At 39.5% G+C, this 11,978-nt stretch carries 11 protein-coding genes and 1 pseudogene; 7 read left to right on the top strand and 5 right to left on the bottom strand.

The annotated features are described in order from the left end of the window. Position 1: 1 nt before the first annotated feature. The 3 genes from AC59HZ_RS25760 to AC59HZ_RS25750 all read right to left on the bottom strand — a co-directional run bounded on the left by AC59HZ_RS25760 (position 2) and on the right by AC59HZ_RS25750 (position 4,106). A complete protein-coding gene (locus AC59HZ_RS25760) occupies positions 2 to 1,105 on the bottom strand; it encodes a carbohydrate kinase (protein ID WP_496548617.1) in 1,104 nt (367 codons plus the stop codon). Positions 1,106 to 1,138: 33 nt separating this feature from the next. Beyond that, positions 1,139 to 2,212, bottom strand: a complete 1,074-nt coding sequence (locus AC59HZ_RS25755; RefSeq protein ID WP_496548616.1) for a BMP family lipoprotein — start codon at positions 2,210 to 2,212, stop codon at positions 1,139 to 1,141. Between the two features lie 187 nt (positions 2,213 to 2,399). Beyond that, the gene (locus AC59HZ_RS25750) at positions 2,400 to 4,106 is read right to left on the bottom strand and encodes a ribonuclease J (protein WP_496548615.1); all 1,707 of its coding nucleotides are present in this window, start codon (positions 4,104 to 4,106) and stop codon (positions 2,400 to 2,402) included. 146 nt (positions 4,107 to 4,252) lie between these two features. Between AC59HZ_RS25750 and AC59HZ_RS25745 the strand changes: the two genes are divergently transcribed. The 4 genes and pseudogenes from AC59HZ_RS25745 to AC59HZ_RS25730 form a co-directional block, all read left to right on the top strand. Continuing rightward, a complete protein-coding gene (locus AC59HZ_RS25745; RefSeq protein WP_496548614.1) occupies positions 4,253 to 6,460 on the top strand; it encodes a sensor histidine kinase in 2,208 nt (735 codons plus the stop codon). Continuing rightward, on the top strand, positions 6,441 to 7,088 hold the full coding sequence (locus tag AC59HZ_RS25740) for a response regulator transcription factor (RefSeq protein WP_496548613.1): 648 nt from the start codon (positions 6,441 to 6,443) through the stop codon (positions 7,086 to 7,088). The genes AC59HZ_RS25745 and AC59HZ_RS25740 overlap by 20 nt, the downstream gene beginning before the upstream one ends. 766 nt (positions 7,089 to 7,854) lie before the next feature. After that, entirely contained in the window at positions 7,855 to 8,724 is an 870-nt protein-coding gene (locus AC59HZ_RS25735; protein ID WP_496548612.1) for a DUF8832 domain-containing protein, read from the top strand. 11 nt (positions 8,725 to 8,735) lie between these two features. Then, a pseudogene (locus AC59HZ_RS25730) lies at positions 8,736 to 8,822 on the top strand (DJ-1/PfpI family protein); the annotation flags it as partial. Positions 8,823 to 8,974: 152 nt separating this feature from the next. On the opposite strand, the gene AC59HZ_RS25725 reads toward AC59HZ_RS25730, so the two are convergent. After that, positions 8,975 to 9,466, bottom strand: a complete 492-nt coding sequence (locus AC59HZ_RS25725) for an RrF2 family transcriptional regulator (RefSeq protein ID WP_496548611.1) — start codon at positions 9,464 to 9,466, stop codon at positions 8,975 to 8,977. A gap of 174 nt (positions 9,467 to 9,640) precedes the next feature. Here AC59HZ_RS25725 and AC59HZ_RS25720 point away from each other — a divergent pair, with 174 nt between their 5' ends. Further along, positions 9,641 to 10,084 carry a carboxymuconolactone decarboxylase family protein gene (locus AC59HZ_RS25720; RefSeq protein ID WP_496548610.1) on the top strand — a complete coding sequence of 148 codons (444 nt, stop codon included), beginning with the start codon at positions 9,641 to 9,643 and terminating at the stop codon, positions 10,082 to 10,084. A 23-nt stretch (positions 10,085 to 10,107) separates the two neighbouring features. Further along, positions 10,108 to 10,455 carry an ATP-binding cassette domain-containing protein gene (locus AC59HZ_RS25715; protein WP_496548609.1) on the top strand — a complete coding sequence of 116 codons (348 nt, stop codon included), beginning with the start codon at positions 10,108 to 10,110 and terminating at the stop codon, positions 10,453 to 10,455. Between the two features lie 80 nt (positions 10,456 to 10,535). On the opposite strand, the gene AC59HZ_RS25710 is transcribed toward AC59HZ_RS25715, so the two are convergent. Beyond that, positions 10,536 to 10,769, bottom strand: coding sequence for a hypothetical protein (locus AC59HZ_RS25710; protein WP_496548608.1), 234 nt, complete (start codon positions 10,767 to 10,769; stop codon positions 10,536 to 10,538). A 287-nt stretch (positions 10,770 to 11,056) separates the two neighbouring features. Here AC59HZ_RS25710 and AC59HZ_RS25705 point away from each other — a divergent pair, with 287 nt between their 5' ends. Then, positions 11,057 to 11,497, top strand: a complete 441-nt coding sequence (locus tag AC59HZ_RS25705) for an SRPBCC family protein (RefSeq protein WP_496548607.1) — start codon at positions 11,057 to 11,059, stop codon at positions 11,495 to 11,497. Positions 11,498 to 11,978: the final 481 nt, after the last annotated feature.

The raw sequence follows: 11,978 nt of genomic DNA, 5'->3' as shown, positions 1-11,978 counted from the left end.
ATTATTCCTCCATGTCTTTTTGTAGTTTTTCTGCAGATAAATCCTGTCTGACTGTATAAGATGATTGCAGTGTTTTCGATGCATTAATGCTTCCAGCTTTGGCAATTTCAATTAAGGATTTGCCTTCTAACCAGGAGTAAATAACTGCTGAGGAAAAAGCGTCACCTGCACCTGTTACGTCGACAATTTCCTTCGTTTCAATAGAAGGAACATGAAAAACCCCTTCTGTTTTGTTGCCGATCATGGAGCCTTGTTTACCGTTGGTAATGACCACATTGGCTATCCCAAGTGACAGCCATTTTTCTAAAGTGTTTTTCCAATCTTCCTCATTTTTGATTTCCGTTTGGAAGTAAGCTTCAGATTCATCACGGTTTGTGATAAGCCAGGTAACACCGTCTAAGTCGTCTGGTAATCGATTAATCTTTGGTGATGAAACAGGTATTAAAACAATCGGCAGGTCATGGCTTTTGGCGAAATGACACAAGAATTGAAGAGTTTCTTTCGGACAGTTTAAATCGGCCATAATACATTTTGCTCTGCTCAGTAATACATCCTGCTTAACAAGCAGGTCAGGTGTAATTGCCTCATACACTTCCATATCCGCTAACGCAATAATTAATTCACCAGAGGAATCCAAAACTGCCGTGTAAGAACCAGTTGATTTTTCAGGGAATTGGGCCACTGTTTCTAAGTTCATGTATAGTGACGATGTTTCTTCGATGAATGACCAGTCTTTATCGGCGCCGCTCGTAGAGATAAGTGACACCTCAAGCCCAAGCCGTCCTAGGTTTTCAGCGATATTCCGTGCAACTCCGCCTGCATTGTGAGTGGCATAAATCGGATTGGACGTACCTAACTGGGCTTTTTCTTTGACGTGTAATTTACGGTCAATATTAGCCCCGCCGATACAAATAACGTGCTGTGATTCATTTAAAATATAAGCTCTGCCTAAAATATTTCCTTTCTTAATTAAACCAGAAATAATATTGGCAATAGAAGGCCGGGATAGGCCTAATATTTGGGCAAGCTCTTGCTGTGAAACATAGGGGTTCTTGCGTATTAAATCCAGAATCGTTTGCTCTTTCTCTGTCATACTTTCAGGCATAAAACTCACCCCATTTATCTTATACATACGTTATTACTTTGCACTAAAGGTTTTTAATTCTTCACGTGTTTCAGGAACTTTTACGGCACCAGATTTAATCTTTTCAATCCATTCTTTAACTGCAGCTTCAATTTCAGCTTTATTAGCAGCTTTTGCATTGATTGGTGCTAAGCCTACGCCATCTTCTGTTAAACCGTATAACGTGACTTCTCCGCCAGGGAAATTGCCAGCTTTTGTTTTGGTTGCAAGATCTTTAACTGCTACATCCACACGTTTTAAAGCGGATGTAAGGACAACATCCTGACCCATATCTGATTGATCTCGGTCTACACCAATGGCCCAAATGTCTTTACTCGGATCTTTTTTCTTTCGGTCATTTGCTTCTTTGAATAGACCGACACCGGATGCTCCTGCTGCGTGGAAGATTACATCCGCTCCCGAAGAATACATTTTAGAAGCGATCGCTTGACCAACCTCGGCCTTGTCAAACGCTCCTGCATATTGAACATCGACTTTTACCTCTGGTTTAGCAACTTTCACTCCGGCTAAGAAACCAATTTCGAAACGCTCGATAACAGGAATCTCCATCCCGCCAATAAAACCGATATGATTGGATTTTGTTGTTTTAGCCGCTGCTATTCCCGCAAGGAATCCGGCTTCTTGCTCTTTAAATAGAATACTTGCAACGTTTGGCAGCTTTACTTCCGCATCGACAATCGCAAATTTAGAATCTTTTTGTTGTTTAGCAATTTCCTCAACTGCTGATGGCATTAAGAATCCGATCGCATAAACTAAATCAAATCCTTGACGGACAAGTGTATTTAAGTTTGTTGTATAATCGGCATCTGATTTGGATTGAAGGTAATCATAGCCGCCTTTACCTTTTTTCAAGCCATTTTCTTTACCAAAATTTTTAAGACCTTCCCAAGAAGATTGGTTAAATGATTTGTCATCAACACCGCCGATATCTGTCACCATTCCGACAGAGAAGGTTTTTTCATTATCGGCTCCGTTACCATTTTTATCATTACTTTTTCCACAAGCACCTAAAAGCGTACCTGCAGCAAGAACAAGTGATAATGCCATTCCAATTTTACGTTTCTTCAATTTATGTTCCCCCTTATGATGGTTGTTTTAATGCGCCGAAATGCGCTCTAAACTTTTGTTTATTTTTTAAACTTATGTTTAGATTATACTTCGAATCATTAGTTAGGTCAACTAATTTGGAATTAAAAAAAGTGTCAGGCACCCTCCGTGGACATTTGTCCACGGAGGGTGCCTGACACCGTCGTATCTAGATTTCGATAATAACGGGAAGGATCATTGGTTTACGTTTTGTTTGGGTGAATAAATATTGCCCGACAGATTTTTTGATGCTTTGTTTCATTACATTCCATTGATGTCTGTTTTCTTCCTGCAGGTCGGTGACGGTTTTCTTCACAAGACGATTCACTTCTTTCAGGAGATCGTCGGAATTTCTTGCATAGACAAAGCCTCGGGTAATCGTATCCGGACCTGATATAATTTTTCGGTCTGTTTTGCTGATTGTTACTACAATGACTAGCATTCCGTCCTCAGAAAGCTGTCTTCGGTCGCGCAGCACAATCTCCCCAATATCACCGACACCCATTCCGTCTACATACGTATCTCCCGCAGGTATTCTCCTAGTTTGCCTGGCCACCCCGTTTTCAATATCGACGACATCTCCATTTTTAATAATGAAGGTATTTCCTTTCTCCACCCCAATCGCTTCAGCGAGAAGACGGTGATGGTGCAGCATTCGATACTCACCATGGATCGGAATAAAATAGGTTGGTTTCATGAAGGTAAGCATCAGCTTCAAGTCCTCTTGATAGCCATGTCCGGAAACATGCATTCCGGTTGTACTGCCAGATCCATAAATCACTTTTGCCCCCAGTTGAAATAAGTTGTCGATGATCTTTGAAACATCCTTTTCATTTCCGGGAATAGGAGAGGCTGCTAAAATAACCGTATCTCCAGGGTAAATAGCTACATCACGATAGTTGCCGCTGGCTAGGCGGGCAAGGGCGGCCATTGGTTCCCCCTGACTTCCGGTACAGAGAATCGCGACCTTTTCAGGAGCCAGTTTATCTACTTCCATTGCCTCAATCAACATTCCCTCCGGCACATCAAGATAACCCCGTTCAATTGCGACAGAAACCACATTCACCATGCTCCGGCCTAAAAGAGCCAGCTTTCGGTTTGTCTTGATAGCTGCCTCCACGACTTGCTGAATTCGATTCACATTAGATGCAAAGGTCGATACTAATATTTTTCCTGTCGCATCCATAAATGCCTCTTCCATATGGTGGCCTACCATTTGTTCTGATGGGGATAGTCCAGTTCGTTCGGCATTGGTGCTTTCCGAAATTAAAGCTATTACACCTTTGCTGCCGATATCGGCCATTTTATGGATATCGGAAAATTGGTTATTAGCTGGTGTTAAATCAAATTTGAAATCCCCGGTATGGACAACGTTTCCTTCAGGTGTATGAAAAACAATGCCCAGACAGTCAGGAATACTGTGACTGACACGGAAAAAGGAAACACCTATCTGGCCAAGCTCAAGCCTGGACTCCGAGTCAATTGGAATCAATTTGGTATCCCCTTTAAGGCGATGCTCGTCCACTTTTAATTCGATTAACCCCAAAGTAAATTGGGTTGCATAAATGGGTACATTTAATTTTTTTAAAAAATAAGGAATCCCGCCGATATGATCTTCGTGCCCATGGGTCACAAGTAAAGCTTTTATTTTTTCCTGATTCTCATCTAAATAAGTCATATCAGGGATGATCAAATCAATCCCTAACAAACTCTCATCTGGAAATTTACCGCCGCAGTCGACGACAATAATATCGTCATCATATTGCACCACGTACATGTTTTTTCCGATTTCATTGATGCCGCCCAAGGCGAAAATGGATAATGTATTTTCATTGCTTCGCAAGTTGATATCCTCCCATTTCCCATTGAATGACATTAGTATCCCCTTATAAAATTTCTTTATTTAGCAGGTTCTTTTAATAAATTGCGTTCCTTCCCCATAATTTTGCGTGTTTTCGATATTTTTCTTCTATTATAATGATTACTAAAGAAAAGAAACGGGGAGAAAGAGGGGGAGAGTGAATGAAAAATGAATCGGATCTTCTTAAGGAAGAGATAAGGTATAAAATTGTTGCTGATCACACATCGGACGGTATAGTTCTTGTTGATAATCAAGCAATTGTTCGTTATGTATCACCATCCATTCAACAAATTTCAGGTTTTACCGTTCAAAAATATGAGGGAATGGATGCCTTCGAAATTATTCACCCAGAGGACCGAGACCGAGTCCGCTCCTTACACGTTCAAGTGATTCAAACTAAAATGCCAATGGATTTGGAATACCGTTTGCTGCACTCACACGGTACAACCGTTTATGTTGAGACAAAGGTGAAGCCTGTTTTCGATAGTTTTGGGAATGTGAAATATGTTGTAGCCGTCGTAAGAGATATAACGGAGCGAAAAAAGACGGAGCAATTACTCGAGAATATTTTGGAAAGTGTAAACGCGGCAGTTTGGTCAACGGATAAGGATTTTTCCCGCTTAACCTTTTGTTCAGGAAGCATTGAAAAATTAGTAGGCATCCCAAGGCATGAGATAATTAATAGTCCAATACGTATGCATGATCATATCCATCCGGATGATAATGAGATGCTCATGGGAGAAGCGAAGGATAATCTAGATCAAGGAATGGCGGTCAATAGTCAAATCCGATTCATCCATGGAGAAGGAGAAACAAGGTGGAATCAAATGATCATCCAACCTTATATGAATAATATGGGCGAGATTGAACGTCTTGATGGCATAAGCCTGGATATTACCGAGAAAAAACGGTCTGAGTTGGCATTAGAAGAGAGCGAGCAGCGATATAAGTCCTTATTTGAGAATAATTTGGATGGGGTTTTTTCCATTGATTTAAATGGAGATTTTGTCAATGCTAATCGATCATTTGAAAAAATTTCAGGTATCGATTTTGATAAACTTACTGACCGGTGTTTTCTCGGGTTGATATATGATGAGGACCATATCGATGTTTATCAAGTTCTTTCAGAGGTCATGAAAAAGAGGGAACCAAAGGACGTCGAATGTCGGATCCTTCGGTCAGGGCAAAGAGAGCAGCGTATTGTTAATATTACCTTTGTTCCTATCTTCCTTTCCGGTCAACTCAATGGTGTACATGGCATCGTAAAAGACATTACCGAGCGCAAAAAGGAAGAGCAGGAGTTAATCCAAAGTGAAGAAAGATATAAGTCGCTGACAGAAAGCATCAACCGTTTTTCTAACGACCTTGCCAACGTCATGAAAGTAACAGATCTTGAGAATCGACTAATAGATGAAGTAAAGCAGGTACTTCCAGTTACCGAAGTATCCATTGAAGAAGTACCTAGAGACCATCAAGAAGTTCTCAATAGCAAGAATGAAAAATGGGTCAAGATTACCGAAAAGGAGCAATGGATTTATTTAAGGATAGGTATCAAGCAGCCATTGCTAAAGATGGAGGAAGAGTGGCTTGAAACAGCCGTTCATTATGTCACCATCCTTTATGATAATTTGCAGCGGACTGAAGATCTGATGAAACGTCTAGAGGACATGGTCACCTATAACATAACTCCAAAATGGATGCTAAAACTTTTGTATAGATTATCGGAAAAGGAACGGGCATCCCTTTCGAGCGACTTGCATGATTCTGTTCTGCAGGATTTGATTATCTGGTACCGCAAGCTGGAATCATTGCGATCGTCTTCTTCTTTTCATAATGAAACAAAGGATGAATTGATGCAAATTGAAGAGGGGCTGCTGGATGCGATCCATCAAATCCGCATTACCTGCAATGAATTGCGGCCTCCGTTTCTCCTAAAAATGGGACTGGTAGCATCGTTAAAAAGCCTATTTTCCTATGCACGGATGTTTTCGAATTATGAAATTGATTTTTCAGCAACGGACCTACAAAATCCGCTGACGGAAGATCAGATATTGGGGTTGTATCGGATTGTACAAGAGCTGTTAAATAATGCGAATAAGCATTCAAGGGCGACAAATGTAACGATGAAATTAACCAGTAATAAGGATACGATTCATTTTTCTTATGCTGATAATGGGGTAGGAATGGATTTATCTGGTTATGGAGGTTCATTTAAACATATGGGAATTGCAGGAATTAAAAACAGGGTTCTTAGTTTAGAAGGGAAAGTAGAACTATATTCTGCTCCTCAACAAGGTTTTCAAGTAGATATTAATATCCCAACAACTATGCAGCAAAAAGGTGATTACTATGGAAATATTATTAGTTGATGATCATAGATCGGTTGTCGAAGGAACCAAAATGTTAATTGAAGCAGAGCCGGATATGAATGTCACGATTGAGACAGATGTCTATCTGGTTTCGGACCTGGTACGTCTTAAGAATTTTGATGTGATTCTTTTTGATTTATATATGCCGAATATAAATGGAGCTGATTTGGCACGAAAGGTGCTCGCCGATGTCCCGGACGCCATCATTCTGATTTATTCAGGATTCGATATTGCGCCGCATTTTAATTTGCTCATGGATTCAGGTGTCTCTGGCTTTATTTCAAAAACCTCCACTCGCGAGCAATTGGTTCAGGCGATAAGAAGTGCTGCAAGGAAAGAGGCTATCATCCCGATGCAGCTGCTGAAACAATTGAGACGCCAAGAAATTGTGGTTCAAGGCGAGAACACAAATGAAAAGACCACCATCGGCAAAAAAGAAGAAAAACTCCTGCGCGAATTGGCGAAGGGGCATAGCAATAAAGAAATTTCCAAGACATTGCTGATCAGCCAGCGGTCATTGGAATATAGTCTGACAGAACTTTTTCAAAAACTAAATGTGAATTCACGGGTGGAAGCCATCAAAAAAGCGAAAAGCCTGGGGATTCTGCCAGCAGAGGATTTACATTAGGTGAGACCGGTACATGTACCGGTCTTTTTTTTGATTCGAGGTGCAAATTGCTGGGGGTGCTACTCTGAGAAGTTTCAGAGTGCCCGTCAAGGGTAAAAAGCGAGTGCCACGGTCACTGTGAGAGGTTCAGAGTGCCCATCAAGGATGAAAAAGAAGCGCAGCAGTCACTCTGAGGGGGTCAGAGTGCCCGTCAAAGGTGAAAAGAAAGCGCCGCGATCACTGTGAGAGGTTCAGAGTGCCCGACAAGGGTAAAAAGCGAGTGCCGCGATCACTATGAGAGGTTCAGAGTGCCCGTCAAGGGTAAAAAGCGAGTGCCACGGTCACTGTGAGAGGTTCAGAGTGCCCGACAAGGATGAAAAAGAAGCGCAGCAGTCACTCTGAGGGGGTCAGAGTGCCCGTCAAAGGTGAAAAGAAAGCGCCACCCACGGTCACTGGAGAGGTTCAGAGTGCCCGTCAAGGGTAAAATAGAAGCGCCGCGGTCACTAAGAAAAGTTCAGAGTGACCGTCAAGTTAAAAAAAGAGCGGTTCATTAAGCCTGACAGACCAGAAAAAGAGCGGAGCCGGTCTTTATCCCGTTGGCCTTTGGGAAATCATGAACCCAACTATATGTTAGTAAGTTTTTAAGTCAAAAAATATTTAGCAAAACTTGTGCGGCACTACCACAAAATTCTGCGGTTTCACTCAAAATATCTGCGGTTTGAACGGAATAGAATCGACGTACAATGTAATCATCTAATACAGGTGAAAACCTTTAGGAGTGAAAAGGATGAGAAAATGGGCAATTGCAGGAATTCTTTACGTTACTTTAGTCGTGCTTGGATTCGGTGCTTATGATAAATGGATTGCAGATGATAAAGGAATGGCTGCCGAGGCAGACAGTCACGGATCAATGGCTCAGACGGCAGGGCATGGTACCGGGGGAGAAGAGAATGGAAATCATAACGGCGATGAAAATGGAAGCAGCCATGCACATGAAGGTAATGCGCATCAGCAAGGCAGCGAAGTCAATGCATTTGTGCAAAACAATCCAGGAAATATCAAGATTTTCTTAAAAGATAAAGCTGGAAGCCCGGTTGATGAATTAGAAGTAAATCATGAGAAGATTTTGCATCTTATTATCGTAGATGAACATTTGCAGAAGTATTACCACCTACACCCAGAACGAACTGGAAAAGGCGAATTTACAATTGAAAGTAATCTCCCTGAAGGATTTTACAAAGCTTATATCGATATTAAACCAAAGAATCTAGCATATGAGGTAGAGCCGGTTCCATTTATCGTGGGCAATCCGAGCGCTCTAGAACACGGTCATGAGCTAGTACCTGACACTAATTTTAGCAAAACGCTAGATGGTGAAACGGTAACATTAAGCATGAATTCCTTTAAGGCAGGAGAACCCGTAACATTATCCTTCGACTTAGATCAAACAAATTTGACTCCATATTTAGGAGCAATGGGGCATGTTGTGATTCTTGATGAATATGGTAAAAAGTTTCTCCATGTTCATCCATCTAATGATAAGGAACCAATTTTTGAAACACAGTTTGAAAAGCCTGGTATCTACAAGGTTTGGGCAGAGTTCAAGCAAAATGGAAAAGTAAGAGCCTTCCCGTTTGTAATTGAAATAAAAAAATAGAGGTGGATGAAATGAAAATGCAGTGGAATGTAGGCATCGTATTATATGATGATGTAGACGTATTAGATTATTCAGGGCCATTTGAGGTGTTTTCGGTAATCGCGAATGATGCTAAACAAGTACCAGAATTTTTCACTCGAGGGAGTTAAGGAGTGGTTGTAATTATCAATAGAAAAGTGAAAGAACATTTCCTTGAACTAAGAAAAACCTCTCTAAATGCCTTATTTAGGAATTTTAGGAGAGGTTTGTTTTATATGTTGCTCTTCGAAAAATATTTCCGAGTATCTTCACGTATTTGTTTAGGTAATACACGGTCGAGCTCTTCATTTAACCATGAAAGTGTTTTACTACGTAAATAATCACGCATTTTTTCTTCCCCAGAAAGCATAACTAAATTGATGGTACAAAAGGTGGGAGCTGAACAGCAGCTTTCTCTATACAAATAACCATTATCTTTAATATTTTTACATTGAAAAATTGGCTTAGGACCTTCAACTGCTTCAACTACATCCCAAAAGGAAATATCTTCTGGGGACTTAGATAACCTATATCCTCCCTTTACACCGGGAACAGAACTTACAATACCAGCCTTAGATAATTTACCGAAAACTTTTGAGAGAAATGTCTCAGAAAGTCCTTGGAACTCTGCCAAATCCTTTATCCCAACACTTTCCTTGGAAGGAACATCAATTAAATAAACCAGACAATGTAAAGCATATTCAACTCCAACGCTATACTGCATATAAACTCACCTACATTTAATTAAGGATTATTAAATTGTATCTTAGGAGTATTTCGAGTTCTAGTCAAATAAATGATCAATTGACAAAAATAATTATAATATATATTATAGACTATATTAATCGACGATTAAGTTTGTCTTTAATTATAGGCATATTTTAAGGAGGTAATTAAATTGGAACAACGAATTGATTATTATAAAGTAGCACCAGAAGCACTTAAAATAATGGTGGAAATGGAGAAGTATACGAAAACAACAGGTATAGACCGGAAACTTCGTGAACTTATAAAAATTCGGGCATCTCAAATAAATGGTTGTGCGTATTGTTTGAACATGCACACGGCAGATGCCCGAAAAATGGGAGAAACGGAACAACGTTTATATTGTATTAGTGCTTGGAGAGAGTGTACATTTTACACAGATGCAGAAAAAGTAGCTCTTGAATTGACAGAGTACGTGACTTTAATCCCGACAAAACGTGTGCCAGATGAGCTTTATCAACGAGTACGAGTACATTATGACGAGAGACAATATGTTGACCTTGTTCTAATAATCAATCAAATCAACAGTTGGAATAGAATTTCTATTGCAATGGGGAATACAGCATCTCAAAAATAATTATTCTCAATGAACATCCTATAGTGCCCGTCACAGATTGTGGCGGACAAAAGCAACGGGTCGCCCTTGCCAGGGGATTTTTGAAAAATCCGTCTTTGATTATTTTAGACGAAGCCACTAGTGCCCTGGATAATGAGAGTGAAAAGCTTGTCCAGGAATCTATTAATCAATTTAATCGTGATAAAACTATTATCATGATTGCTCACAGACTTTCAACGATTTTGAATGCGGATATGATTTTTGTAGTGAAAAACGGAGTAATTGTGGAGAGTGGCAGCCACCCAAGCTTGTTAAAGCGGAATGGTTATTATGAAGAGCTTTATTCGAAACAAAACACTTCGAATGACGAATTGAAATGGGCTGCAGGGTAATAATGCCGAAATCTGAAAAAACTAATCAAACGTTTGATTAGTTTTTTCATTTCGTTTATAGAGGTAGCTATCAATAGAAACTAAAGCAAATTCACTTCAAATTTCTGCTTTTCTTTTTCAAGTTCTAAAGCTGAGACAATGTAGGCAAATCCATTCATAAAGAGGTAAAAAACATTTGATTGGATCCGTTCGGTTTCTCCTAAATAAGTATTGATAATAATGAATACTGAATATAGAACTACAAAAAATAAAGCGATTTTATTAAAAATGATCATTCGAACAACCCCTTTATTGAAGATTCTTATTTTAATCATATTTTCAGGAGGCCGAACTTATGCAAGCCATCCAGGTTTCAAAGTGATTCAAAATAATAATTGGGTAAATTAATGTATGATAAAGCTATCTGATTTGCGACTTGACCCAATGTGTTTAATATGAAGAACTAAGTAATGCTTTTCGTATTGAGCAAGAGGTGCACATCAATACTGGGTTCTTAGAGATAGATGTGAACAAGACCATGCAGAGGGTTGGAAATACCTGCTTGGCACCTTGCTTAAAAAATATTGTGAAAAATAATAAGAGGCACTTGGAGGGAACATGCTTGGTAGATGTTTTTACAGAGATAAAAATTAAGCGTCCAGTTGATCAAGTATCAGCATACGCAGCGAATCCGGACAATGCACCAGAATGGTATGTAAATATTCAATCAGCGGAGTGGCAAACTCCACAGCCCTTGAAAGTTGGTTCGAAAGTTGCCTTTAAAGCTCAATTTCTTGGACGTGAACTAGCTTATGTTTATGAAATCTCTGAGTATACACCAGGGAAGAAGCTTGTAATGAGAACAGCGAATGGTCCTTTTCCAATGGAGACCACATATACATGGGAAGCTCTTTCTGACAACAGTACTTTAATGAAATTAAGGAATAAAGGAAATCCAACTGGATTTTCAAAAATAGCTGCCCCCTTCATGTCTACCATGATGAAAAGTGCAAACAACAAAGATCTCAAGAAAATAAAGGACATTCTTGAAAATCAAACTTGATTATTAAAAGTAGTGCCTGAATCCTTAATGGTGGTCAGGTGCTTTTTAATTGGCTACTGGGTTTTTAGCGGCTTTGATAGATTAAGACAAAGTAAACATAAATTTAAAAACTATTGTTGACATTATCGTTGCATGATAGTAATATAGTAATTCCTGAGAGGGAAGCGCCTAGAGTGATTGTTTCTTATTTCAGGATTCAAAAAAACTCTTGACTAGATTAATATTTTAATATATTATTAATAACTGTCGCTGAGTTGATTGAAAAAGTTTTTTAAAAAAAGATTGACACGACCTGGACGAGATGATATATTAATATTCTGTCTCGAAAAAAATTGCTCTTTGAAAACTAAACAAACAAAAACGTCAACAAACAATAATATTCGTTTCTTTTTGAAACGAGCCAACGTTTTATTTTATGAGCTAATCAACTTTCTTGGAGAGTTTGATCCTGGCTCAGGACGAACGCTGGCGGCGTGCCTAA

Source organism: Neobacillus sp. DZ-9, assembly GCF_059587065.1.
This window is presented reverse-complemented; position numbering and strand designations above follow the sequence as displayed.

Excerpts from the sequence above, each read along its gene's own strand:
- AC59HZ_RS25760 (WP_496548617.1), bottom strand. The coding sequence starts at position 1,105 with ATGCCTGAAAGTATGACAGAGAAAGAGCAAACGATTCTGGATTTAATA.
- AC59HZ_RS25750 (WP_496548615.1), bottom strand. The coding sequence starts at position 4,106 with ATGTCATTCAATGGGAAATGGGAGGATATCAACTTGCGAAGCAATGAA.
- AC59HZ_RS25745 (WP_496548614.1), top strand. The coding sequence starts at position 4,253 with ATGAAAAATGAATCGGATCTTCTTAAGGAAGAGATAAGGTATAAAATT.
- AC59HZ_RS25740 (WP_496548613.1), top strand. The coding sequence starts at position 6,441 with ATGGAAATATTATTAGTTGATGATCATAGATCGGTTGTCGAAGGAACC.
- AC59HZ_RS25735 (WP_496548612.1), top strand. The coding sequence starts at position 7,855 with ATGAGAAAATGGGCAATTGCAGGAATTCTTTACGTTACTTTAGTCGTG.
- AC59HZ_RS25725 (WP_496548611.1), bottom strand. The coding sequence starts at position 9,466 with ATGCAGTATAGCGTTGGAGTTGAATATGCTTTACATTGTCTGGTTTAT.
- AC59HZ_RS25710 (WP_496548608.1), bottom strand. The coding sequence starts at position 10,769 with ATGATTAAAATAAGAATCTTCAATAAAGGGGTTGTTCGAATGATCATT.